This window comes from Nitrospirillum viridazoti CBAmc (genome assembly GCF_000730165.1).
Taxonomy (GTDB): domain Bacteria; phylum Pseudomonadota; class Alphaproteobacteria; order Azospirillales; family Azospirillaceae; genus Nitrospirillum; species Nitrospirillum viridazoti.
The window spans coordinates 419,515-443,185 of sequence record NZ_CP022112.1 but is presented as its reverse complement, the minus strand read 5'-3'; the positions used below and the strand labels follow the sequence as shown (position 1 = coordinate 443,185).

Below are 23,671 nucleotides of genomic sequence, written 5' to 3'. Positions count from 1 at the left end.
AGGCGGCGCATGCCGCCGCCAGGCGCCTGAGGGCGATACTAAAGCGTCGCCCCGCCGTCGATGACCATTTCCTGGCCGGTGATGTTCCGCCCACCGGGGCCCACCAGGTACAGGACCATGGCGACGATGTCCGACGGTTCGCTTGGACGGCCAAGCGGGATGCCCATGTTGGCAACGTAGCGGGTCAGCGCCTCATCCTCGCTGACGCCGTCCTGTTCCGCCCGGGCGCGCCAGGCGGCCTTCATGCGGGGCACGGCGACGGGGCCGGGCGCGATGTAGTTCACGGTGACGCCATCGGGTCCCGCCTCCAGCGCGGCGCTGCGCGACAGGCCGCGCAGGCCCCATTTGGACGCGCTGTAGCTGGACCGGCCGGCGCGGCCGCGCATGCCGTGGTTGCCGCCGATGTTGACGACGCGCCCACCCTTGGCCGCCCGCATGACGGGCAGCAGGCGCGACAGCACGATGAAGGGCGCGCGCAAGTTGGTGGCGATGACGTTGTCGAAATCCGCCACACTGAATTCGCCGATGGGCGGGGACAGCGGCCCGGTGGTGCCGGCGGCGTTGACCACCACGTCCACTCGGCCACCCGTCCATTCCAGGAAGCGGGTCAGCGCCTGGTCCAGGGCCTCGGCGTCACGCACGTCCACCGTCAGGATCAGGGCGTCGCCCCCCTGCCCGCGCAGTTGGCCGGCCAGTTCCTCCAGCGCCGCCGTCCGGCGGCCGGCGATGGCGACGTCATAGCCGGCGGCGCCCAGCGCCAGGGCGATCTCGCTGCCGGTGCCCGCACTGGCGCCCGTAACCAGGGCCACGGGCCGTTCACGCGTCGTCCCTTGGGGGGCCACTTACATCGCCTCCGCGAAATAGCGGCGGTTGGATTCCGCCTGGATCTTGTAGATGGAGCTGCCGGCGCGCGACGGGAACGGCAGCTTCACGTAGTTCTGCTCGAACCGCACCTCGCTGGTCGGCGGGCCGGCCACGATGCGACTGTCGTACTCCTCCCAATCCAGCTTGTAGAACAGGGGGAAGGCGTCGGTGGCGGCGTATTCGTAGAACAGGATGCGGCGCGACCTGCCGGAACGGTTGACGCTGGAGCCATGCAGGGTCATGGGATGGTGAAAGCTGACGGTGCCCGGCGGGCCGGCCAGCAGGGCGGCCTTGTCCAGCGCGATCTGGCTGACGTCCACGGCACCGGCGAAATAGCCTTCCTCGTCATGGTGGTCCAGCAGCGGCCCCTTGTGGCTGCCGGGGATGACCTGCATGGCGCCGTTCTCGGCCGAAGCGCCGTCCAGCATGATGGAGGCGACACAGGTGGACATGTTGGTGTGTGGGGCGAAGGCCCAGTCCTGATGCCATTCCAAGGCGGCGCCGCCGTTGGCCGCCTTCATGTTCATCTTGGTGTGGTTCAGGCGAATGTTGGGCCCGATCAGCCGGTTCAGCACGTCGACGATCTTGGGATGGCCGGCCAGGCGGGCATAGAAGGGATCGATGCGGTTGGGCTTCTTGATGCGCTGGATGGTGCGCTTGCCATTGGCGTCCTGGTCGAAATCGAACCAGGCGTCGTCGGCGATGCTGTCGGCCGCGCGCGCCTCGATCCGGGCGGTCAGTTCCAGCAGTTCATCCAGCACGGGACCGGCCAGCAAGCCCGGCACGACGGCGTAGCCGTGGGTGTCGTAATGAGAGACGATTTCGTCGACGTTCATCCTCAATCTTCCTTCGGCAAAGGCAGGTCGGTGACGACCATGTGCGCCTTGTAGTGCGTGATGCAGAGCGGCAGGCGGGCGGCGCGGGCGGCGATCTGCCCGGTGGCGCCGCAGGCCCAGAAAACGGGGACCTCGTCGGGCTTGAGCCGGGTCAGGCCATGGCCGCCATAGCTCTTTTCCAAATCCTCGATGCCCAGGTCGCCGGGTAAGCCCAAGGACACCGGCGCGCCGTGAAAGGCGGGGTAGCGGGCCGACAGGATCGTGGCCTTGATGGCGTCGGCCGGGCGCAAGGCCCGCATGGACACCACCAGCTTGCCGGCGAAGGGGCCGACGGGCGTGGTGTCGCGGTCGGTCACATACATGGCCGAGACATTGCCCTCATCCAGGTGGCGCAGGCGCACGCCGTGACGCTGCAGCAGCGCCTCGAAGGAAAAGGAACAGCCGAGGACGAAAGCCACCAGGTCATCGCGCCAGGCGCCGCTGGCGTCGACCGGCGTGTCCACCAGTTCCCCATCGCGGAAGATCATATAGCCGCCGGTGTCCCGGGCGATGTCCATGTCCTGGGCCAGGGACGGGATGGTCCGTTCCCCCGGCGCGCTGCGGCCCAGCAGAGGCAGCGCCTGAGCATTGGCGCGGCAGTAGGCCTCGAACGCGTCGGCATAGTCCGCCGGCACGGCCACCAGGTTGCCTTGCACCACGGTGCGTGCCACCAGGTTGGTGAAGCCGGTGAAACGGCGTTCCCGTATGGCCCGGCGCACCGCCACCGGGTCGGCGGGATCGAACGCACCGGCCACGCCGGCCCTCGCGTCAGGATGTGACATAATGCTCATAGCGCCGATCATATCCAGCAAGGGTGTTGCCGGGAGTTGCTATTTTTTGCCCCGGCCGTTGCCGAAGCGGCCCTGGGTTTATGCGGTGGCCGGAGTATGGGTGGTGGATACCATCACCAATGGGACAAGACATGGCGCGCATCCTGATCATCGGCAGTTCGGCCGGCCTGGGGCGGACGGTGGCGCAAGGATGCCGGGCCGACGGCGACTGGGTCGCCATGGCGGATGGCGCCACCGACGCCACCGGCCCCTGGGACCTGTACATTCCCGTAAATCCGGCGGATCCGGAAGCCCCCACCCGCGCCATGGAAGCCGTCCGGGCCGACCAGGGGGCGCTGGACGCCGTGGTGGTCGCCGCCTCGCTGGTGCAGGCGGCCCCGGTGGGCCAATGGACGGCGGCGATGTGGGACGAGGCGACCGCCGTGAACCTGCGCCTGCCCTTCCTGGCGGCGCAGGCGGCGGTGGACCTGCTGGTCGCCAGCCCCCAGGCCAGCCTCATCTTCATCTCCTCCACGGCCACGGTGCGCGGGCAGCCGCACACCCATGCCTACCAGGCGACCAAGGCGGGGCTGGCTGGGCTGGTCCGCAGCCTGGCGGCGGAGCTGGGCCCCAGGGGTATCCGGGTCAATGTAGCCTTGGTCGGCTGGGTAGACACACCGCAGACCCGGGCCTTCTGGTCGGCACGGGAAGACGCCGACGCGGGGCGCCAGGCGGTGGACGGCCGCATCCCCCTGCGCCGCCATGGCCGGGCGGAGGAAGCGGCGGCCCTGGTCCGCTACCTGATCTCCCCCGCCGCGTCCTACATCTCCGGGGCGATGATCCCGGTGGACGGCGGCGACACGGCGGTATGAGTTTAAGGCGCTGAAACGGCCGGCGCCGACCGGCGCTGCGCCCCCACCACACCCGGCAACGCCACCAGGGCAACCACCAGGCCGGCCAGGGCGATGGCGACATAAACACCCCAGGCCGATGACGCGAAGTAGAGGGTGGGCGTCAGGAACGACGCCAGGGAGACGAATTGGTTGACGGTGCCGGCCATCGTGCCGCCCCCCAGCGCCTGGCCGGCGACCAGCGGCATGGCGGCCATACACACGCCCGACAGGGCGCCGAACGTGAACAGCCAGCCCATCAACCCCGCCACCGCCAGCATCAGCGGACTGCCGGGGAAGAACAGCAGGAACTGCGCCACCATGCCCACGCCCACCATGATGGTGAACAGGGTGCGGGGCGGAAAGTCGCGGGCCAGCAGGGTGCCGGTCACGGTGCCCCCCAGCAGGACGGCCGCGATCTTCGCCACCGCGACGATGCTGGCGGACGCCGCCAGGGACACGCCATGCACCTTGGCCAGGTAGGTGGCGGCCACCAGGCTGGTGCCATAGGAGATCATGCTGGGCAGGGCGGCGCTGACCGCCAGTTGCAGCACGTCCCGGCGCCGCAAAGCGGCGAACAGGCGGCCGACCTGTTGGCGGACGGGCACGCCGTCGGCCTTGCGCGGCGGCACCTGGGGCAGGAACACGGTGCCGACGCAACACAGCAGCATGAAGGCGCCGTGCAGCGCCGGCGCCAACCGCCAGTCGGCCGCGGTAGTGAACGGCGCCGCGACCAGCAAGCCCAGGGAGAAGCCGACGGGGGCGTAGGTGGACCATAGCGCCATGGCCCTGGTGCGGGTGGCACCGTCCAGGCCGCCCATCAGCATGGCGGCACCGCCGTTCAGCACCCCGACATAGCCGACGCCGGCCAGCAACACGCCGACGTCCAGCAGCCAAACGTCCCGGGCCAGGAAAACCACAGCATCGGCCAGGGCCAGCACCGGTGCGGCCAACACCAGGGTCCGACGCGGCCCGATGCGGTCGACGATGCCACCGCCGACCATGGCCATGATGGCCGCCGGCAGGGAGAACAAGGCGATGGTCAGGCCGATGGCGGCGGCCGGGGCCTGCAGATCGGCGGTGATGCGGACCGTCAGCGGCGACAGGATGCCGACCAGCGACATGGCGCCCAGCCCTATGCCGTACACCACCAGGATGGCCAGCCATCCGCCCCGCTTCACCGCCGTCGCCATCATCGTGCCGCTTTCCCACGTGGGTCCTCAGACGCCAACTGTGAGGCGCCAGCGCATCCCAAGCAAGCCGGGTACGGGATTAGCACCGGGCCGTTCACAAAAACCGCACCACGGCCGCGTTGTCGCCCGGGCAACGGCCCATGGTAGAAATGGACACGGGGGAAATGGAGGCGGGGCCCTAGGCTGTGGACCATCCATCACCACGACAAGAGATCGGACAGCGTATGGTCAGGATTTCCAAGCGCGCGCTTCTGTATTTTTCCCTGGCGCTGCTGTCGGGAACGGCCCTCGCGCGGGCCGCGACGAACAGCACGCCCGACGTCGATGGCGACGGCGGCGTTTCGGCCTTTTACCGCTGGGGCGCGGCGATCACCCAGCCGGGCCTGCCCTTGCGGGAGGAAACATTCCCGGCCGCCCTGTCGCGGCCCAAGATGGCCGGGACGGCGCTGCGCATCCTCTACACCGCCACCAGCGGCGTCGGGCGCGGCCTGGTGCCGGTATCCGGCATCGTCTACCTTCCCGCCGGCGCGCCGCCCAAGGGCGGCTGGCCCATCCTGGCCTGGGCCCATGGCACCACCGGTTTCGCCGACGTCTGCGCGCCCTCCTGGCGGGGCCAGCCGGCGCGGGACGTGGCCTATCTGCAGCGCTGGATGGGGGCCGGCTTCGCCGTGGTCGCCACCGACTATGAGGGGTTGGGGACCAAGGGCGTCCACCCCTACCTGCTGTGGAAGTCCGAGGGCCGGTCCATCCTGGACGCCGTGCGCGCGGCCCTGAAGGCCAAGCCGGGCGTGCTGCGCAACCAGGTGGTCATCGCGGGGCAGTCCCAAGGATCGGGCGCCGCGCTGGGGGCCACCTACCTGGCGCCCGACTACGCACCTGACCTGCATGTCCTGGGCACCGTCGCCACCGGCCTGGTGGTCACCTTCGCCGGCCCCCAGGGCGATGGCTATGTGAAGAAGCCGGAGCAGTACACCGACCCGCGCCAGATGGATCCGGGCTTCGCCATGCTGCGCATCGGCGGAATCGACCGCGCCCTGCATCCGGAACTGGACCCCGCCGATTTCGTCACGGCCAAGGGCCGCCCCCTGCTGGACGCCGCGCGCACCTCTTGCCTGCATGACCTGTTCACCCTGTCCAAGGAAAAGGGCCTGACGGGAGAAGAGGTCTTCGTCCCCGACCTGAAGCCGCTGGACGCGGACATGGAGCCCAACTTCGTCCTGCCGGTCGCGAAGATGACCGTGCCCATCTTCGCCGGCACCGGCCTGGCCGACGGCATGGCCGGCACCGCCGGGCAGTACAACGCCATCAAGGCCATGTGCGACGCCGGCACCACTGTGCAATGGCACGTCTATCCCGGCCTCAGCCACAACGGCGCCGTCAACGGCTCCCTGGCTGACAGCCTGCCCTTTGTCCGGGCCCTGCTGAACGGTGAAACACCCAAGGGCAACTGCACGGACATCATCCCGCCGGGGCCGGTGCAGGCGCCGACGCCGGGTGTCCCCTTCAACGATTGAAGGGCCTCCCGGGCAACAAGAAGGGCGGCGGCACCATCACGATGCCGCCGCCCCAGTTTCAAGCCTACGGGAAACTCTTGAGGAAACACACGATCAAACCAGCGGCGTGAGGATTTTCCCCACGCCGCCGCAGGATGCCGCCGCTGATCGACCATGATCAGCGGCGGCACACATCAGTAGCGGTACTGCGCTGTCAGACCGATGGTGCGGGGGCGATAGCCCTGATCGTAGTACAGCGTGCCGCCGACGCCGTCGTGGTTGCGCGCCAGAACATCGGTGGAGTTGGTGACGTTGTCGACGAACAGCGACAGGTCCAGGCCGGAGAACCGCGCGCCGGCCCTCAGGGACAGGTAGTTGGTGGCCCCCAGGGCATAGAGGCCGGCGTCATAGCCGTAGGTGCCCTGGATGTTCTGCTGGATGTTCTTGCTGGCGAAGCTGTAGTCGGCACGCAGATAGCCGACGACGTTCTCGTTGACCGGGATTTCCCCTTCGCCATAGACGTGGCCAGACCACAGCGGCCCACCGATGCGCTGGCCGGCCGCCTTCAGCAGCAGGTTGTTGCCGCCATAGATGTTCTCATCGTAGGTGATATGGGTATAGCCCAGCTCCGTACCGAAGGTCAGGCCGTGCATGGGCCGGATGGCGGCGGACAGCTCCGCGCCCTTGCCGGTGGCCTCACCCAGGTTGGAGATGTAGGAGAAGCTGCAGGTCGGCAGGCGGATGGACTGCTGGATGTTCTTCCACTTCAGCAGGTAACCGCTGGCATCCAGGCTCACCATGCCGCCGAACAGCTTGTTCTTGCTGCCGCCCTCATAGGACCAGAGGTTGTCTGATTCATACCCGGTGGGGCTGGAGGTCAGGCCCAGGGTCTTGAGATCCGCGGCGCAGAATTCGCTGGCGACCGCCGCCTGGGCGCCGCCGGGACGGAAGCCTTCGGTGGCGGAGGCGTACAGCATGTGGTCCGTGTCCAGTTGGTAGGACACGCCGACCTTCGGCGTCCAGGCGCCCTCGTTCTGGCCCACCGTCTTGACGGTGCGGACGCCGGCATTGGTGGGGCCGTCCTTGGTGTCGGTGAAGTCGAACTCATCCAAGGTGTAGCGCACCGCCAGGGTGACCTTCAGGTCCTCCATCGGCTTGATGTCGATGGCACCATAGCCTGCGTACTGGTGGTCGTTGGCCGAGACCAGGTTCACGTAGCTGTAGCGGTTGTCGTACTGCTTATAGCCGTTGACCAGCACCCCCGGGAAACGGCCTGAGCCCGTGTAGTTGGTGAAGTACTGCCGGGTGCGGGAATAATAGGCACCCACCGTCCAGTCCACATACTTGTTGTCATAAGACTGTGCCCGCAGTTCCTGAGTCAGGTTGCGCTGGTTCAGCGTCAGGTAATCGGCCGTGTTGGACAGATCCTTGTTGGAATAGGTACCGAAGGGCTTGCCTGACCGCAGGAAGGAGAAATAGGTGCCATAGTCCAGCGTCTGGTCCTGCTGACGCTCGAAATAGGAGGTGTTGGAGATGATGTCGATGTTGTCCCACCGGTACTTCATCGCCAGGGCCGGCATGGTGAAGCGGTCGCGGGTCGGTTCCAGGTTGGCGACACCGGTCTTGTAGTCGGCATCCCCGGTGTTGCCGTAGCCTTCCCAGTAGTCACTGCGGGCGTTGGACTTTTCCAGCTGGTAATAGATGCTGGGCGTGATCGTCAGATCCTCGATCGGCCGCCAGGAGGCGGCCAGGCGGGCTTCCCGCGTGTCGCTGAAGTTGACGTCCTTGTCGATGACGGTGTTGGTGCCCTGCTTCAACTGGTCGATATAGCCACCGCTGTGCTGGTACCAGGCGCTGGCACGCACCGCCAGGGTGTCGGAAATCGGCCCGCCGACGGCGGAACCGGCTTCATAGCTGGCGGCACCGTTGTAGGTGGAGGCCACCTCCGCCCGGGAGTAAATCTCCAGCTTGTCGAAGCTGGGCTGGGGCGTGATGAAGCGCACGGCGCCGCCTTCCGCGCTGGCGCCGAACAAGGTGCCCTGCGGCCCGCGCAGCACCTCCACCCGCTCCAGGTCGAACACCTTGGGATAGGGGTTGCCGCCGTAGTAGCCGACGTTACGGATCTGGATAGGCGTGTCGTCGATATAGATGGCGGTGGTGGCCGAGCCCACGTCCGAGGCCAGGCCGCGGATATAGATGTTGCTGCCGTTGTTCGCCGTGACGCCCGACGTCGGCGCGAAGCGAAGGGCGGGTGTCACCCGGGCGATATCGTCGATCTTGCGGATGCCCTCCTGGTCCATCTGGTCCTGGCTCATGGACGCGACGGACAGCGGAACCTTGCTGATGCTTTCACCGCGACGCTGCGCGGTCACGATGATCTCGGTGAGCCCGTCCGCATCCGACGCCGGCTGAGCCTGGGCCCAGGCCGCCGTGGCGCCAACGACAAGGCCGGCCGGGGCAGCTGAGAGAACAAGAAAGGCCAGGCCGGCGCGACGGACCGGCAAGCGGCTGGTACGCGGATGACGTTCAGACATAAAGAGTCCCCCTTACCTGAAACATTAGTGCCCCCTGCTATTTGTTATGTCGCTTGTGAGCCGCGTACCTTGCGGTACGGGACCTTGGATGCGACTGCGGTTATTTCGGCATCCGTCCAGCAGGACCGTGCCACCAGGACGGTAATTTTCACCAGTTCCGCTATCGTCCGCTGGCTGGTGGCGCTGGGTGATGGTTGGCGCCGCATGTCCCGACAGCCACATCGTCCGAGGAAAACGCGGCCAAGGCCATTGCAAGAACGGAACAGTCCCGTTGCTAAATCCGTGCGACGGCATGCCGTTGCCGGGGGTGCACACCGGCGCTGCGGAACTGGCAACCGAAGGGGGGCCTGTTTCCGATACCCTCTTTCCCCCGTCGCCCTATCATGATGGGCCGCAGCCGAAAACCGTCGGAGCAAGCATGTCGGATCAGACCACCCTGGTCGTGCGGGCCGGGCACCTTATTGCCTCTGCCGATCAGGCCCCCGCCGGCCCGCATGAGGTGATCATCGCGGACGGCAAGGTCGTGAGCGTCCGCCCTGTGGATCGGGACCGGCTGACGCCCGATGAGGCCCGCCTGCTGTTGATGCCGGCCCTGGCCAACGCCCATGACCATGGCCGCGGCCTCGGTCCCCTGGCCTTTGGCGCGACGGACCAGCCCCTGGAGACCTGGCTGCCCGACCTCGCCCGCCAGCCGCCGCTGGACTTCTACCAGTGCGCCGCCATCGCCTTTTCCCGCATGGCGGAATCCGGCATCGGCGCCGTCAATCACTGTCACAACACGCAAAGCAGCCAGACCTTGCTGGCCGAAGCCGAGGCGGTGTCGCGGGCGGCGCGGGACGTGGGCATCCGCGTGGCCTTCTGCTGGCCCTTTTTTGATGCCAATCCTTTCGTTTACGGGGACCTGGAGCCCCTGGCGGCGCACATGGATGCGGCGGAATTTCAGGCGTTGAAGGGCCGGGAGGCCAGCATGCGCGACTGCGCCACCAACCTGGCCCTGATGGACCAGGCACGGGCCTTCGAGCATGCGCTGTTCACCCTGCAATATCATCCGGTCGGGCCGCAATGGGTCCAGCCCGCCACGCTGGCGGCGATCGCCCGCGCGTCGATGGAGGATGGCCGGCGCGTGCATATGCATTTGCTGGAAACACGGCACCAGCGGGCCTGGGCGGACCAGCGCTACCCGGACGGCATCCTCCGCCATTTCGACGCCATTGGCTTGCTCTCCCCGCGCCTGACGGTGGCACACGGCGTCTGGCTGCGCCCGGATGAATGCGCCCTGCTGGCTGACCGGGGGGTCACGGTGGTCGTCAACACCTCGTCCAACCTGCGCCTGCGGTCGGGCCTGCCGCCCATGGGCCTGTTGGCGCAGGCCGGTACGCCCCTCGCCTTCGGGCTGGATGGGATGAGCCTCGATGATGACGAGGATATGCTGCGGGAGATGCGCCTCGCTTATCATTTGGCGGGCGCGGCCGCGGGCGGCGGTGAGGCGCTATCGCCAGCGGACGTGCTGAAAGGCGCCTGGGAAACGGGGCGCCAGACCATCCTCGGCAACGATGGCGGCGGCCGCCTTGTGGAGGGTGCCCCTGCCGATATCATGGGCGTCGACTATGCCACCATTGCCCAAGACGCCATGACGTCCAGGTCCGACATCCTTTCCCTGCTGATGGGCCGCGCGCAAAAACGCCACGTTCGGCTACTTATTGTTGGGGGCCGTGCTGTTTTCAGTCGGATGGACGTTTCAACACCGCCTCAAGACGCATCCACTCCTTATCGCAACAGATCATTTTTCAATGACCAGGCCCTTACGGAAGTAAAGGTCAAAGAAATAGGAAAACATCAATCGTTAATAAGATTATATTACGGTATTAAAAAAATGCCCTGCTAAGGGAGCTTGCGAACCGGGCCAGAATCGGAACAACCTATTAAGAATCCCTGGCACGGGTGGTGCTGAACGCCACACTGCCCACCTTCGTGACGCGGCCGGCACCGCCCCCGGCGCGACCCGCCATCCTGAGCCGTCAGAAAAAGATATCCTCCAGATCGTCCGCCGTGGCGGCCGGCCCGGGCATCGCCGCTGGCGCCTGGTTCTTGCCGGGGGCGAGCCGGTCCAGCACCTGGCGTTCGCGGGCCATGGTGTAGCTGCGGGCCATCTGGGCGATCAGCGGCTCGGCCCGCGCCGGAATGTCACCCATGTGCGGGCCCGGAGCGAGGAGGGCCAGGTCGGTCGCGGCCTGCCGCAGCACCTGGCCCATTTCCCCATGCGCGGCGGCCCGGTCCACCGTTTCCCGCAGCAGGTCCACCACCGTCTCGCCATCCCGTTCCAGGGTTTGCAGGGCGGCAGCGAGGTTCTGGCCCGCGGTTCCCAAGCGGGCGATGGAACGCGTCATGATGTCGGCCATGGCCGCGGTATCCGCGGCGCCGGTGTCGCGCGCCTGCCCCGACAGGCTGGCGGCGATGGCGGCGATTTGGTCCAGTTCGCCCATCACGCCGTTGGCCTCCACCGCGATCTCATTGGCGTAGAGGCGCAATTCCTGCGCGATGATCGACAGCGGCCGACCAACGGTGCCCAGCCGGCCACAGCGTAGGCTGGTGTTCAGGCCCATGATGCGGATGTCCGCCTCCAGGGCGCGCATGGTGCCGATCTGGCGGGCCAGCCGCGTGGTCGCCTCCGACACCGACGCTGCCACCTCGTCAGCCTGGCGCCGCGCCGCGCCATAGCCCTGCAACAGGGCATCGACCTCCGCGACCTCCCCTTCCAGTTCACCCACGAAGGTGCCCTGCTGGGTGCCGGAGGCACCGAAGGCGTCATGCCCCAGGTTCAGGATGTCCAGGGCATCGCGCGCCAGGTCGCGCAGCGAGGTCAGTATCTGCCCGATCTCCTGCGCCAGTTCGTCCGCCGTGTCGTCCAACTGCGCCGCCTGCAGGCGGCAGCAAAATCCGGCGGCCGTCGCCACCTCATGGGCGGCGGCGCCGCCGCCGGGCTGGAGAGGACCGGCCTGAGCCGCCATGTCTGACACCAGGCCCAGGGCGTAATCGACATGTTCCATGCGCTGGCGCGTGATGTCCCCCACCTGCAGCGCCATGACCGCCAGGCCGATGCGCTTGGCGATGTCCTGGGAACGCTGGCCGACGGTGGCGGCGATGGCGCCCGCCCGCCCGCCACGATCGACCACGGTGCCGATGCTGTGGGCCAGCCGCTGGGGAACGGTGCGGATGGCGGTCGCCTGCCGCGCATCCAAGGCGGATTGGTCGGCGGCCGCCGCCTGCAGGTGCCGGCCCACACCCGCCAGTTCGGCGGCGAACTGGTCCAGGCTGGCCTGCGCCAGTCCCAGCGTGCGCCGGATTTCGGTGGCGAAGTTCATGAACTCGGCACTGGTGTCGCCGATGACCGCCGCAGCGATCTTGGCGTTGGTGGCCAGCATGCCGACGCCCTTGATCGACTTGTCCATACGCGCCAGCCTGCCGGCTATGGCGGTGACCAGCGCCGTCAGCGTGCGGAAGGACCCCGCCTCGCCGCCCGGGGTCAAGGCCGAGACGAAGCGCGCCACCTGCGACAGATCCTGGGTGGCCAGGCGCAGGCCGTCCCCCTTCATTTCGTCGGACAGCGTATCGAAGGTGCGGGTCAACGCCGTCAGGATGTCAGCCGAGGTTTCCAGGCGGCGGCCGATATCCAGGAAACGCGTGTCGGTCGATATGGACGCGGCCCTGATCGCCTTGGCCACGGTATCCAGATCCCTGCCCATGCGTATCCCCAGTCAATTTTTCGGCGTGTTGATGGCCACTTTTCATCAAACAGGTAAATTGGTGGTTAATCCTGGAGTGACCATTCACCCATGTGGTGATGTGGCATCATAATGAACCCGCGAACGTTGGCCCCCCTCGCCCGCCTAACATCCCTCAAAGAGGGGGCGGCCTGGACGCCAATTGTGATGAAGTGTGACTTCTGGGCGATGACTGTAATGGTTTCAGAACTTTTGTTAATTGCCTATTTACATTGAATTTTATTCAAAATTCTTTCCAGCCATATTGATACAGATCAGTCTATATGCCGGTTGGCATTTACACTTTATCAACCAACTACCCATAAGGTGCGTCAAGCCATCCGGTTTGATTGGCATTTGCGCTGGGAAAATTCTTTTAACGGCAAATCCTTCCCAATATTCAATGAATTCGCGGCCGGCAAATACCAGCCGCCAAAGGCGGGCGCATGTTCTTTCCAGTGTCAACTAAAGCGGGGTGCCCTGATGCCGAATGCCTCGAATGACGATGTCGGGAAAATCGTTTTTGAGGGCGCCCGCACACTGCGCAACGCCGAAGAGACACATGCGGCCCTCGTGAGCGCGATGAAGGCCCACGCCGCCCTGGAAATAGACTGCCGCGCGCTGGACGAGGTCGATCTCAGCTTTGTTCAACTGCTGCTCGCCGCCCGGAAAAGCGCCAGGAATGCCCAGCGGATACTCAAGCTGGCGCAGCCGGTTTCAGGGGCACTGCGCGACACACTTCACCGGGGCGGCTTCCTCATGACCGCGGAACTGGCGGCCGGCGTGCCTGCCCCCGCCGACCAAACCACCGACAGCGATTTCTGGCTGCACACAGAGGCACGATGATGGCCAAGACCGTCCTGAGCGTTGATGATTCCTCCAGCGTACGCCAGATGGTGAAGCTGACCCTGTCCGGCGCCGGATACGACGTCGTGCAGGCCAGCGACGGCGCCGAAGGGCTGGCCAAGGCCAAGGACACGGCGGTCGATTTGGTGGTCACCGACCTGAACATGCCGGTGATGAACGGGCTGGACCTTATCCGCGCGCTGCGCCAGCTGCCCGCCTATCGCGGCGTGCCGATCCTGTTCCTGACCACGGAATCCGATGCCGAGATGAAGCAGGCGGCCAAGGCGGCGGGTGCCACCGGCTGGATCACCAAGCCCTTCCAGCAGGAACAGCTGGTCGCCGTCGTGCGTAAGGTCCTGGGCGCATGAGCACGCTGGACCCGGCCGCCGTCTTCCGTCAGGAAGCGCAGGAACTGCTGGAGCAGTTGGAGCAGGCGCTGCTCGACCTTGAGCATGCGCCGGACGACGACGACCTGATCAACAGCGCCTTCCGCGCCCTTCATACCGTGAAGGGATCGGGGGCGATGTTCGGCTTCGATGCGGTGGCGGCCTTCACCCACCATGTGGAGACGGCGTTCGACCTGGTGCGCAAGGGCAAGGTGGCGCCCAGCCGCGCGCTGATCGCCGTGGGGCTGGCGGCCAAGGATCATATGCGGCTGCTGATCGAGACGCCGGAGCTGGCGGAGACCGCGGATGGCGACGCCATCCTGCGGTCGCTGAAGCAGATCGTGGGCGGCCCGCCGGCATCCACGGCGGTGGCTGAAGCCGCACCTGAGGATGCGCTGGAGAGCGCATCCCCGGAAGGCACATCCACCTGGCGCATCCGCTTCCGGCTGGCCCGGGATGCCATGGCGATGGGCACCAATCCCCTGCTGCTGCTGGACGAGTTGCGCGGGTTGGGCGTGGCCACGGTGGTAGCGCGAACCGAGGGTGTGCCAGCGTTGGAGGAGATGGCGGCGACGGAGTGCCACTTGGCCTGGGACGTCGTGCTGACCACCAGCCAGCCCCGCACCGCGATCGAGGAAGTCTTCATGTTCGTGATCGACGACATGGAGTTGTCGATCGACGCCATCGGCAGGACCAGCGAAGGCCGCCGCATTGGCGAAATCCTGGTGGACCGGGGGGATGTGGCGCAGCAGGCGGTGGACGCCGCCGTGGCCGCGCAGATGCCCCTGGGCACGCTGCTGGTCAAATCCGGCGAAGTCTCCCCCGACACCCTGGCGGCGGCGCTGGCGGAGCAACAGCATGTGCGTACCGGCCTCGGCGCCGGCGCGAGCCCGTCGGCTCTGCCCGGGAACCCGCAGGGTGGGGCCAAGGGCGCCGCCAAGGCGGTGGACAGCATCCGGGTGCCGGCCGAGCGGCTGGACGAGTTGATGGACAGGGTCGGCGAACTGGTGATCGTGCAGTCCCGCCTGTCGCAGGTCGCGGCGTCCAGCAACGACGTCGAAGTGAAGGCGATCGCCGAGGAGATCGAGCGCCTGGCGCACGAGCTGCGGGACACGACCATGGGGGTCCGCACGGTGCCCATCGGGTCCCTGTTCGGGCGTTTCCGCCGGCTGGTCCACGACCTGGCCAACGAGTTGGGCAAGCGCATCGAACTGGTGACAGTGGGTGAGGAAACCGAACTCGACAAGACGGTCATCGAACGCCTCAACGACCCGTTGATCCACCTGATCCGCAATGCCATCGACCATGGCCTGGAGGCGCCGGAAGGGCGCGCGGCGGCGGGCAAGCCGGCGGCGGGGCGCATCACCCTGACCGCCTGCCATGCCGGGGCCGAGGTCATGGTGTCCATCAGCGATGACGGCCGCGGCCTGGATCGCGCGCGCATCCAATCCCGCGCCGAGGATCAGGGGCTGGTCCCGCCCGGCGCCAAGCTGTCGGACGCCGAACTGTTCCAGCTGATCTTCCAGCCCGGTTTCTCGACCGCGAAAGAGGTGACCAGCCTGTCCGGCCGCGGCGTGGGCATGGATGTGGTAAAGCGCGCCATCGAGGGGTTGCGCGGCAAGATCGATATCGCCAGCACGCCCGGCGAGGGCACCCGGCTGACCCTGCGGCTGCCGCTGACGCTGGCCATCATCGACGGCCTGCTGGTGCGCGTCGGCACCGGGCGCTACGCCCTGCCCCTGTCGGCGGTGGAGGAATGCGTGGAACTGTCGGCGGAAGAGGATGCGCGCTCACGCGGGCGCAGCTTCCTGAACATCCGGGGCGACCTTGTGCCGTTCCTGCGCCTGCGCGAGCTGTTCCAGGTGTCGGAGCCCCCAGACCGCTACCAGAAGGCGGTGATCGTCTCCTTCGGCGGGCGGCGGGTCGGCCTGGTGGTGGACCAGGTGATCGGCAATCACCAGACGGTGATCAAGTCGCTGTCCAAGCTGCACGCCGATGTCGAGACCTTCGCCGGCGCCACCATCCTGGGCGACGGCGCCGTGGCCCTGATCCTGGACATCGCCAACCTGGTCAAGCTGGGCATGGCCTATGAGAACCGCTTCAAAGCCGCAAGCTGACGGCAGGGGGACATCATGACAGCGTGGAAAAGCGGCGCGCCGCTGGAAGTCCTGACCCTGGGCCTGCAAGGCGAGGTTTTCGCCCTGGAGGCGGCGCACGTGCGCGAAATCCTCGACCTCATTCCCGTGACCGGCGTGCCCAACAGCCAGCCCTTCGTCGGCGGGCTGATCAATGTGCGCGGCAAGGTGCTGCCGCTGGCGGACCTGCGCCTGAAGTTCGGGATGGAGCTGCGGCCGCCGACCATCGACACCCGCATCGTCGTCACCGAGGTGATGATCGACGGGGACCCCGTGATCGTCGGGATCCGCGCCGACAAGGTGTACGAGATCACACAAGTGGCGGCCTCCGACCTGGAAGAAACGCCGCGCATCGGCATGCGCTGGCGGCCGGAATACATCCGCTGCATCGCCAAGCGCGGTGCCGAATTCATCGTCGTCCTGGACCTGGAACGCATCTTCTCCCGCGGTGACGCGCGGGACGACGCGGCCGCCCCATCCCAACGCTCCGCAGCCTGACGGGAGAACCTGACATGCGTGTTACCATCAAGCTGAAGCTGGCGTTGACCTTCGCCTTCATCATCATGCTCAGCACCGCCACGGCAGGGCTGGGCATCAGCAGCCTGGCCACCATCAACACCACCATGCGCGACATGATCGCCGGCCCGGTGCAGAAGCTGCAATGGGCGGAAGAGGTGCTGGTCAATCTGGTCCAGATGGTGCGGGCCGAGAAGAACATGCTGCTCTCGACCAGTCCCGAGCAGATCGAGAAGTACGACCAAGAGATCATGCGCTATCGCCAGGACTTCGCCGACCTGGTCGGAAAGGTCCAGGCCATCATCAGCGCGGAGGGCAAACCGAAATGGCAGGCGCTGCAGGCGACCTGGCAGCAGTTCCTGGCCGCCGACGACAAGATGCGGGACCTGGCCAAGCGCGGCGAACAGGCCAAGGCCGTGGAGATATCGGTGGGACCGGCGCGCCAGCTGGTGGGTGAGGCGCAGCGGCAGCTGGCCGACATCATCGAGCTCTACCGCACGCAGATGGCGCGCGCCGATGCCGACGCCGTCGCCCAATATGAAAGCGCGCGCCTGATGCTGGCCGTCGCCGTGCTGGCGTCGCTGCTGGTCGCCGTGGCGGCCGGGACCTGGATCGCGCTGGGCATCAGCCGCGGCCTGAACCAGGCGGGCGCCTTGGCCCAGGCCGTGGCGGATGGTGACCTGACCCGCACGGTCGAGGTCACGTCGCGCGACGAGGTCGGCGACCTCATGCGTCACATCAACACCATGGTCGAGAAGCTGCGGGATGTCGTGGGCGAGGCGACGTCGGCCTCGGAGAACGTGTCGTCGGGCAGCCAGGAGCTGTCGGCGACGGCGGAGGAGCTGTCGCAAGGGGCGACGGAGCAGGCGTCGGCGGCGGAGGAAGCGTCGGCGTCCATGGAACAGATGGCGGCGAACATCAAGCAGAACGCCGACAACGCCAGCCAGACGGAGAAGATCGCGCGGCAGTCCGCAGCGGACGCGCAGACGAGCGGCGAGGCGGTGACGCGGGCGGTGCAGGCCATGCGGACAATCGCGGAGAAGATCACCATCGTGCAGGAGATTGCGCGCCAGACGGACCTGCTGGCGTTGAACGCGGCCGTGGAGGCGGCGCGGGCGGGCGAGCACGGCCGGGGCTTCGCCGTGGTGGCATCGGAGGTGCGCAAGCTGGCGGAGCGCAGCCAGACGGCAGCGGCGGAGATCAGCACCATGTCGTCGCAGACGGTGCAGGCGGCGCAGGAGGCGGGTGAGATGCTGACGCGCCTGGTGCCGGACATCAAGAAGACGGCGGAACTGGTGGCGGAGATCAGTGCGGCCTGCCGGGAGCAGGACATCGGCGGGGAGCAGATCAACCAGGCGATCCAGCAGCTGGACAAGGTGACGCAGCAGAACGCCAGCGCGTCGGAACAGATGTCGGCGACGTCGGAGGAGCTGGCGGCGCAGTCGGAGCAGCTGCAGGCCAGCATCGCCTACTTCCGGGTGGATGGGGCAGCGCCCGCATCGGGCACGGCCGCGCGCCGGTCGTCGCGGCCGGTGGCCAGCGCCGTCAAGCCGGCGCCCTCCCCCGCGCGCCCGGCGAACCTGCGGGCCGTGAATGGGCACGGGCACAATGGCCGCGTGGTTCCGGCAGCCGTGCGCGTCGGGACCGGCCGCAAGGCCGCCGCCGGCTTCGCCCTGGACCTGAGCAATGGCGCCGGCGACGCCCGCGACGCCGAATTCGAGAAGTACTGAGGTCCCGAGGCCATCATGAACAGCCTGACCCAAACCTCTCGGGACGCGCAGTTCGTCACGCTCGGCATCGAGCGCGAGATCTACGCCGTCCCGGTCGAAGCGGTGGTGGAAATCCTGGACATGCGGCCGGTGTTCCGCATCCCGGAAACCCCACCCTACCTTGTCGGACTGATCGACGTTCGGGGCCGGGGCGTGCCGGTGATCGACCTGCGGCTGAAGCTGGGCCTGTCGCCCGGCATCCCCTCGGAACATACCCGCATCCTGGTCCTGCATGTCCCGATCAACGGGCGGGACATCGCCCTGGGCCTGATGGCGGACCGGGTGTTCGAGGTCCTGCCGCTGGACCTGAGCCAACTGGAGACGCCGCCGGACATCGGGGTGTCGTGGCGGTCCGACTACATTCGTGGCGTGGGCCGCCGCGGCGACGGCTTCGTCATCGTCTTCGACCTGGCGACACTGTTCACCGCCGACGAGGCGTCGGTCATCGGCCGCAAGGCCCCGCCCGACCTGGCGGCCAGCACCGCCGCATAGCCGCTGCCGACAGCCGGCGCCCCTTAAGACAATTCGACGATCAAGGATCCTTCGCGATGCGCATGACCATCAAGCTGAAACTGGGGCTGACCTTCGCGGTCATCGTCGCGTTGTCGACCACCAGCGCCGTCTTGGGCATACAGAAACTGGCCGCCCTGGATGAAAGCCTGCACCACATGGCCCAGGGGCCGATGCAGCAGATCAAGGTGGCCCAGGATCTCTACACCGACCTCATGACCGTGACGCGGTCGGAAAAGAGCCTGCTGCTGGCGGACAGCAAGGAGCTGGTGAGCCAGTACGAGGCGCGGATCGCCAAGGAACAGCAGGCCCTGGAGGCCGATCGCGCCAAGCTGGACTCCCTCACCAGTGGTGAAAGCAACAAGAAGGTGGCGGCCTTTACCGCCGTGTGGAAGCAATTCCTGCCCATCCAGAACCGGGTCATCGCCCTGGCGAAAAGCGAGCAGCGGGATGAGGCCGTGCGCCTGTCCCGCGTCGAGGGGCGGCAGGTGCTGGACAGCGCCGACGCAGCACTGGACGAAGTGGTGGCCCTGGCCCAGGCGAACATGACGCAGACGGAGGCCGCCGCCACCGCCCAGTATGACGCCGCGCGGACGGTCCTGATCGCCACGGTGGCCGTCTCGCTGGTGATCGCGCTGGCCGCCGCGACCTGGATCCTGGTCAGCATCAGCCGGGGCCTGCAGGGCGCCATCCGCCTGGCCAACAGCGTCGCCCGGGGCGACCTGGACCAGTCGCTGGCCGTCAGGTCCGATGACGAGATCCGGGACATGGTGAACGCGCTGAACACCATGATGGACAATTTGCGGGCGACGGCCGGCATCGCCGACACGGTGGCCAATGGCGACCTGACGGTGGAGGCCACGCCCCTGTCCGACAAGGATACGCTGGGCATCGCACTGAAGCGCATGATCGCCAACCTGCGAGCCACGGCGCAGGTGGCCGATACGGTCGCCGACGGCGACCTGACGGTGGAGGCCACGCCCCTGTCCGACAAGGATGTCCTGGGCCTGGCGCTGAAGCGCATGGTCGAGAAGCTGCGGGATGTCGTGGGCGAGGCGACGTCGGCGTCGGACAATGTGTCGTCGGGCAGCCAGGAGCTGTCGGCGACGGCGGAGGAGCTGTCGCAAGGGGCGACGGAGCAGGCGTCGGCGGCGGAGGAAGCGTCGGCGTCGATGGAACAGATGGCGGCGAACATCAAGCAGAACGCCGACAACGCCAGCCAGACGGAGAAGATCGCGCGGCAGTCCGCGGCGGACGCGCAGACGAGCGGCGAGGCGGTGACGCGGGCGGTGCAAGCCATGCGGACCATTGCGGAGAAGATCACCATCGTGCAGGAGATCGCGCGCCAGACGGACCTGCTGGCGTTGAACGCGGCCGTGGAGGCGGCGCGGGCAGGCGAGCACGGCCGGGGCTTCGCCGTGGTGGCGTCGGAGGTGCGCAAGCTGGCGGAGCGCAGCCAGACGGCGGCGGCGGAGATCAGCACCATGTCGTCGCAGACAGTGCAGGCGGCGCAGGAAGCGGGCGAGATGCTGACGCGCCTGGTGCCGGACATCAAGAAGACGGCGGAGCTGGTGGCGGAGATCAGTGCCGCCTGCCGGGAGCAGGACATCGGTGGGGAGCAGATCAACCAGGCGATCCAGCAGCTGGACAAGGTGACGCAGCAGAACGCCAGCGCGTCGGAACAGATGTCGGCGACGTCGGAGGAGCTGGCGGCGCAGTCGGAGCAGTTGCAGGCCAGCATCGCCTACTTCCGGGTGGATGGCGCGTCGCCCACGGCGGTCGCGGCCGCCCGCCGGCCGTCGCGGCCCGTGGCCAGCGCCGCCAAGCCGGCGCCCTCCCCCGCGCGTCCGGCGAGCCCGCGGGCCGCGAATGGCCACAATGGCCGCGCGGCGCCGGCAGCCGCGCGCGTCGGGGCCGGCCGCAAGGCCACCGCCGGCTTCGCCCTGGACCTGACCAACGGCGCCGGCGATGCCCGCGACGCCGAGTTCGAGAAGTACTAAGTGTTGGCGGATCACGGGGAGGCGGTTTCCAGGGCGGCAGCGGCGGCTGCCGCCGATCGCCTCGGCGCGCGCGACTTTCGTCGGCTGGCCGCCTTCATCCAGGATTACAGCGGCATCAAGATGCCCGAGAGCAAGCGGACCATGGTCGAGGGCCGCCTGCGCAAGCGGGTGGTGGCGACCGGTGCTGCCGATCTGGCGGACTATTGCGCGCGTCTTTTCGATGGCGGCGGCCTGGCGGATGAGGCCATCCACCTGATCGATGTCGTCACGACCAACAAGACGGAATTCTTCCGCGAGCAGGAGCATTTCCGCGTCCTGGAGGAGGTGGCGCTGCCGGAGCTGCTGGCCCGGCGCCGTGCCGGGCCCTACACCAGCCTGAAAGTCTGGAGCACCGCCAGCTCGATCGGGGCCGAACCTTACACGCTGGCCATGGTCCTGGCCGATGCCAGCCAGCGTCATGGCGGCTTCCGGGTCGACATCGTGGCCACCGACATCTCGACCCGCGTGCTGGAAACGGCGGCCACGGCCATCTATCCGGAGGAGATGATCGCCCCCGTGCCGCCGGAGATGCGCCAGCGCTACCTGCTGCGCTCCAAGGACCGGGCCCGGCGCCTGGTGCGCATCGTGCCCGAGCTGCGGCGCATGGTGCGGTTCGGCCGGCTGAACCTGATGGACGCGACCTACCCGGTCGATCGCGACCTGGATGTCATCTTCTGCCGCAACATCCTGATCTACTTCGACAAGCCGACGCAGCAGGCAGTGCTGGCCCGCCTGTGCGACCACCTGCGCCCCGGCGGCTACCTGTTCCTGGGGCATTCGGAATCCCTGGCGGGATCCGGCCTGCCGATGCGTCCGCTGGGCGCCAGCGTCTTCCGGCGGGAGTGACCCGCCATGCCCCCCAAGATCCGTGTGCTGGTCATCGACGATTCCGCATCGGTCCGCCAGGTCATGACCGACATCCTGCAATCCGATCCTGAGATCGACGTGATGGCGACGGCGTCCGACCCGTTCGTCGCCGCGCGCCGCATCCAGCAGGAGGTGCCGGACGTCATCACCCTGGATGTGGAGATGCCGCGCATGGACGGCATCACCTTCCTGCGGCGGCTGATGTCGCAGCGGCCGATCCCGGTGGTCATTTGCTCCTCGCTGGCCGAGGCGGGATCGGAAACGGCCAACCAGGCCTGGGACGCCGGCGCCGTCGACATCATCCTGAAGCCCCGCGTGGGCACGGCCGAGTTCCTGCAGGACGCGAAGATCCGCATTTGCGATGTCGTGAAGGCGGCGGCCCGGGCCCGGCTGAAGCATGTGCCCGCGGCCCCGCGCGTGCGCGAGCCGGAGCGCAAGCTGACCGCCGACGTGGTCCTGCCGCCCCCGCTGTTCCGCCACCACGCCATGGCCCGAACCACGGAGGCCGTGGTCTGCATCGGCGCGTCGACCGGGGGCACGGAATCCCTGCGGGTGGTGCTGGAAAGGCTGCCCGCCGCCAGCCCCGGCATCGTGGTGGTGCAGCACATGCCGGAGAAGTTCACCGAGGCCTTCGCCCGCCGGCTGAACGGCCTGTGCGAGATGGAGGTCAAGGAGGCGGAGGACGGGGACACGGTCATGCGCGGGCGGGTGCTGATCGCACCCGGGAACCGCCACATGCTGCTGCAGCGCAGCGGCGCCCGTTATTACGTCTCGGTCAAGGACGGCCCCCTGGTGTCCCGCCACCGGCCGTCCGTCGATGTGCTGTTCCGGTCGGCGGCCACCCATGTCGGCCCCAACGCCGTCGGCATCCTCATGACCGGCATGGGCGACGACGGCGCGCGCGGCCTGCTGGAAATGAAGGGGGCCGGCGCCCATACCATCGCCCAGGACGAGGCGACCTCCGTCGTTTTCGGCATGCCGCGGGAGGCCATCGCCCTGGGCGCCGCCGGCAAGGTCCTGCCCCTGGATCAGCTGGCCGCGGAAATCATCCGGGCAGGCAGCCGGTGATCCCATTCCATGACGCGGGACGGCTCATGACACGGGCGTGGCGGTGACCTACGGCCGCAGATGGACCTCGCGGCGGGCGTTGGACCAGTAGATCTTGTCAATCACGGCCTTCGGCAGGCCCAGGCCCTTGACTTCGGCGTTCAGCGCGTCGATCCGCTGGCTGCCGGTGGTGGCCAGGTACAGCCAGTCCGAGCGCCAGAAATGATCGGCCTCCGCCGTGATGCCGCCCTCTTCACGCGGCGGGTTCTGGGCGCGCTCCTGCGGTGAGGGCGGGTTGTCGGTCAGGTCGGTGCCATACAGCAGCCGGTCCTGGTAGCGGATGAAGAAGGCCCGCACCTTATCGTGATCGCGCACCGACTGGTACTGCACATTGGTCAGGCGCGCGGCCAGATCGACCACCGCGTTGGGGTGGGCGTCGAGGAATTTGGCCAGCAGGTCGACGTCCCATTCCAGGCTGCCCATATGCGCCCCGTCCACCGCCAGGTCGGGATGGCGTTCGATCATCCGATCACGCGCGGCCAGGATGGTCTCCAGGCTCGGCTGCTCGGGATGCAGATACATGTGGTATTCGGGATGCTCGCGGAAATAGCTGCGGTCGTTTTCCGTCGTCATCTGGTCCAGGGGCAGCCAGCAATTCTTGGGCTCGCCCTGATGCGCGATCAGCGGAATGTGCTTTTGCGCCAGATGGTTCATCACCGGGTCGAAGCCGGGATCATCCAGCATAATCAGCCGGCCCTGGGCGTTCCTTTCCACCATGCCGATGTTCTTCCACACCTTGACCGCCAGCGCGCCCTGGGCGAATTCGGCGTCCAGATGGCGGATGGTGGCGGCCGCCCATCCTTTCCCGTCATACCCCTTCATGGAAAAGGTGGTCGCGAAGTGAAATCGCCCGGGGTCCAGCGCCTTCAGCGCGTGCGCCACCTTGGCCTGGTCGGCCAATGGCGGGAAATCGGGATAATCGACGTTGATCGACAGCAGCTCAAACCCGTCCTTGCGGGCGATGTCGAGGAACTGGGGCCTCTGCCGGTTGGCGTGGACATGGGCGTCGAATTTGGGCACCGAGGCGAAATCCGCCTCGGTGTACAGCAATTCGTCGGCGTTCGCCGCGAACGCGATCAGCGTCACGGCGAATGCCAGTGCAAGCTTGGACATGGG

The 23,671-nt window shown here is 67.5% G+C and carries 19 protein-coding genes; 12 read left to right on the top strand and 7 right to left on the bottom strand.

The features are described 5' to 3' along the window. Positions 1-38 precede the first annotated feature (38 nt). The 3 genes from Y958_RS23885 to Y958_RS23875 are packed head-to-tail and all read right to left on the bottom strand — an operon-like array spanning position 39 to position 2,530. Positions 39-809 (bottom strand): SDR family NAD(P)-dependent oxidoreductase, encoded by a 771-nt coding sequence (locus Y958_RS23885; protein WP_244909674.1) that lies wholly within the window; start codon positions 807-809, stop codon positions 39-41. Positions 810-842: 33 nt separating this feature from the next. Then, entirely contained in the window at positions 843-1,700 is an 858-nt protein-coding gene (locus Y958_RS23880; RefSeq protein ID WP_088874448.1) for a phytanoyl-CoA dioxygenase family protein, read from the bottom strand. Positions 1,701-1,702: 2 nt separating this feature from the next. After that, complete coding sequence (locus Y958_RS23875) at positions 1,703-2,530, bottom strand: D-glutamate cyclase family protein (protein ID WP_211098766.1); 828 nt, start codon at positions 2,528-2,530, stop codon at positions 1,703-1,705. Positions 2,531-2,649: 119 nt separating this feature from the next. On the opposite strand from Y958_RS23875, the gene Y958_RS23870 reads away from it, so the two are divergent. After that, positions 2,650-3,381 (top strand): SDR family NAD(P)-dependent oxidoreductase, encoded by a 732-nt coding sequence (locus Y958_RS23870; RefSeq protein ID WP_186291584.1) that lies wholly within the window; start codon positions 2,650-2,652, stop codon positions 3,379-3,381. Between the two features lie 2 nt (positions 3,382-3,383). Here the strand turns inward: Y958_RS23870 and Y958_RS23865 are convergent, their stop codons facing one another. After that, positions 3,384-4,595, bottom strand: coding sequence for an MFS transporter (locus Y958_RS23865; protein WP_088874446.1), 1,212 nt, complete (start codon positions 4,593-4,595; stop codon positions 3,384-3,386). Positions 4,596-4,816: 221 nt separating this feature from the next. On the opposite strand from Y958_RS23865, the gene Y958_RS23860 reads away from it, so the two are divergent. Continuing rightward, positions 4,817-6,106 carry a lipase family protein gene (locus tag Y958_RS23860; RefSeq protein WP_088874445.1) on the top strand — a complete coding sequence of 430 codons (1,290 nt, stop codon included), beginning with the start codon at positions 4,817-4,819 and terminating at the stop codon, positions 6,104-6,106. A 173-nt stretch (positions 6,107-6,279) separates the two neighbouring features. On the opposite strand, the gene Y958_RS23855 is transcribed toward Y958_RS23860, so the two are convergent. Then, a complete protein-coding gene (locus tag Y958_RS23855; protein ID WP_088874444.1) occupies positions 6,280-8,619 on the bottom strand; it encodes a TonB-dependent receptor in 2,340 nt (779 codons plus the stop codon). A gap of 190 nt (positions 8,620-8,809) precedes the next feature. Here Y958_RS23855 and Y958_RS23850 point away from each other — a divergent pair, with 190 nt between their 5' ends. Continuing rightward, positions 8,810-10,504, top strand: a complete 1,695-nt coding sequence (locus tag Y958_RS23850; RefSeq protein WP_244909673.1) for an amidohydrolase family protein — start codon at positions 8,810-8,812, stop codon at positions 10,502-10,504. Between the two features lie 133 nt (positions 10,505-10,637). Here the strand turns inward: Y958_RS23850 and Y958_RS23845 are convergent, their stop codons facing one another. Beyond that, positions 10,638-12,362, bottom strand: coding sequence for a chemotaxis protein (locus Y958_RS23845; RefSeq protein ID WP_244909672.1), 1,725 nt, complete (start codon positions 12,360-12,362; stop codon positions 10,638-10,640). 501 nt (positions 12,363-12,863) lie between these two features. Here Y958_RS23845 and Y958_RS23840 point away from each other — a divergent pair. Genes Y958_RS23840 through Y958_RS23800 form a run of 9 tightly spaced genes read left to right on the top strand, consistent with a single transcriptional unit; the run spans position 12,864 to position 22,516 of the window. After that, positions 12,864-13,226 carry an STAS domain-containing protein gene (locus tag Y958_RS23840; RefSeq protein ID WP_244909671.1) on the top strand — a complete coding sequence of 121 codons (363 nt, stop codon included), beginning with the start codon at positions 12,864-12,866 and terminating at the stop codon, positions 13,224-13,226. Next, positions 13,226-13,594 carry a response regulator gene (locus Y958_RS23835; protein ID WP_186291615.1) on the top strand — a complete coding sequence of 123 codons (369 nt, stop codon included), beginning with the start codon at positions 13,226-13,228 and terminating at the stop codon, positions 13,592-13,594. The genes Y958_RS23840 and Y958_RS23835 overlap by 1 nt, the downstream gene beginning before the upstream one ends. Next, the gene (locus Y958_RS23830; protein ID WP_088874441.1) at positions 13,591-15,729 is read left to right on the top strand and encodes a chemotaxis protein CheA; all 2,139 of its coding nucleotides are present in this window, start codon (positions 13,591-13,593) and stop codon (positions 15,727-15,729) included. The genes Y958_RS23835 and Y958_RS23830 overlap by 4 nt, the downstream gene beginning before the upstream one ends. Before the next feature lie 15 nt (positions 15,730-15,744). Then, positions 15,745-16,245, top strand: a complete 501-nt coding sequence (locus Y958_RS23825; RefSeq protein ID WP_088874440.1) for a chemotaxis protein CheW — start codon at positions 15,745-15,747, stop codon at positions 16,243-16,245. Positions 16,246-16,259: 14 nt separating this feature from the next. Beyond that, complete coding sequence (locus Y958_RS23820; protein WP_088874439.1) at positions 16,260-17,993, top strand: methyl-accepting chemotaxis protein; 1,734 nt, start codon at positions 16,260-16,262, stop codon at positions 17,991-17,993. A gap of 15 nt (positions 17,994-18,008) precedes the next feature. Beyond that, the gene (locus Y958_RS23815) at positions 18,009-18,524 is read left to right on the top strand and encodes a chemotaxis protein CheW (RefSeq protein WP_088874438.1); all 516 of its coding nucleotides are present in this window, start codon (positions 18,009-18,011) and stop codon (positions 18,522-18,524) included. A gap of 56 nt (positions 18,525-18,580) precedes the next feature. Further along, positions 18,581-20,542: a HAMP domain-containing methyl-accepting chemotaxis protein gene (locus Y958_RS23810; RefSeq protein WP_088874437.1), complete on the top strand. Its 1,962-nt coding sequence runs from the start codon at positions 18,581-18,583 to the stop codon at positions 20,540-20,542. Then, a complete protein-coding gene (locus tag Y958_RS23805; RefSeq protein WP_186291583.1) occupies positions 20,543-21,427 on the top strand; it encodes a CheR family methyltransferase in 885 nt (294 codons plus the stop codon). 6 nt (positions 21,428-21,433) lie between these two features. Further along, positions 21,434-22,516 (top strand): protein-glutamate methylesterase/protein-glutamine glutaminase, encoded by a 1,083-nt coding sequence (locus Y958_RS23800; protein WP_088874436.1) that lies wholly within the window; start codon positions 21,434-21,436, stop codon positions 22,514-22,516. Positions 22,517-22,564: 48 nt separating this feature from the next. Here the strand turns inward: Y958_RS23800 and Y958_RS23795 are convergent, their stop codons facing one another. Next, positions 22,565-23,668, bottom strand: coding sequence for an amidohydrolase family protein (locus Y958_RS23795; protein WP_088874435.1), 1,104 nt, complete (start codon positions 23,666-23,668; stop codon positions 22,565-22,567). Between the last annotated feature and the right edge of the window lie 3 nt (positions 23,669-23,671).

Coding starts and splice junctions, on each gene's coding strand:
- Y958_RS23880 (WP_088874448.1), bottom strand. CDS start 1,700: ATGAACGTCGACGAAATCGTCTCTCATTACGACACCCACGGCTACGCC.
- Y958_RS23875 (WP_211098766.1), bottom strand. CDS start 2,530: ATGAGCATTATGTCACATCCTGACGCGAGGGCCGGCGTGGCCGGTGCG.
- Y958_RS23870 (WP_186291584.1), top strand. CDS start 2,650: ATGGGACAAGACATGGCGCGCATCCTGATCATCGGCAGTTCGGCCGGC.
- Y958_RS23865 (WP_088874446.1), bottom strand. CDS start 4,595: ATGATGGCGACGGCGGTGAAGCGGGGCGGATGGCTGGCCATCCTGGTG.
- Y958_RS23860 (WP_088874445.1), top strand. CDS start 4,817: ATGGTCAGGATTTCCAAGCGCGCGCTTCTGTATTTTTCCCTGGCGCTG.
- Y958_RS23855 (WP_088874444.1), bottom strand. CDS start 8,619: ATGTCTGAACGTCATCCGCGTACCAGCCGCTTGCCGGTCCGTCGCGCC.
- Y958_RS23850 (WP_244909673.1), top strand. CDS start 8,810: ATGGTTGGCGCCGCATGTCCCGACAGCCACATCGTCCGAGGAAAACGC.
- Y958_RS23845 (WP_244909672.1), bottom strand. CDS start 12,362: ATGGGCAGGGATCTGGATACCGTGGCCAAGGCGATCAGGGCCGCGTCC.
- Y958_RS23840 (WP_244909671.1), top strand. CDS start 12,864: ATGCCGAATGCCTCGAATGACGATGTCGGGAAAATCGTTTTTGAGGGC.
- Y958_RS23835 (WP_186291615.1), top strand. CDS start 13,226: ATGGCCAAGACCGTCCTGAGCGTTGATGATTCCTCCAGCGTACGCCAG.
- Y958_RS23830 (WP_088874441.1), top strand. CDS start 13,591: ATGAGCACGCTGGACCCGGCCGCCGTCTTCCGTCAGGAAGCGCAGGAA.
- Y958_RS23825 (WP_088874440.1), top strand. CDS start 15,745: ATGACAGCGTGGAAAAGCGGCGCGCCGCTGGAAGTCCTGACCCTGGGC.
- Y958_RS23820 (WP_088874439.1), top strand. CDS start 16,260: ATGCGTGTTACCATCAAGCTGAAGCTGGCGTTGACCTTCGCCTTCATC.
- Y958_RS23815 (WP_088874438.1), top strand. CDS start 18,009: ATGAACAGCCTGACCCAAACCTCTCGGGACGCGCAGTTCGTCACGCTC.
- Y958_RS23810 (WP_088874437.1), top strand. CDS start 18,581: ATGCGCATGACCATCAAGCTGAAACTGGGGCTGACCTTCGCGGTCATC.
- Y958_RS23800 (WP_088874436.1), top strand. CDS start 21,434: ATGCCCCCCAAGATCCGTGTGCTGGTCATCGACGATTCCGCATCGGTC.
- Y958_RS23795 (WP_088874435.1), bottom strand. CDS start 23,668: ATGTCCAAGCTTGCACTGGCATTCGCCGTGACGCTGATCGCGTTCGCG.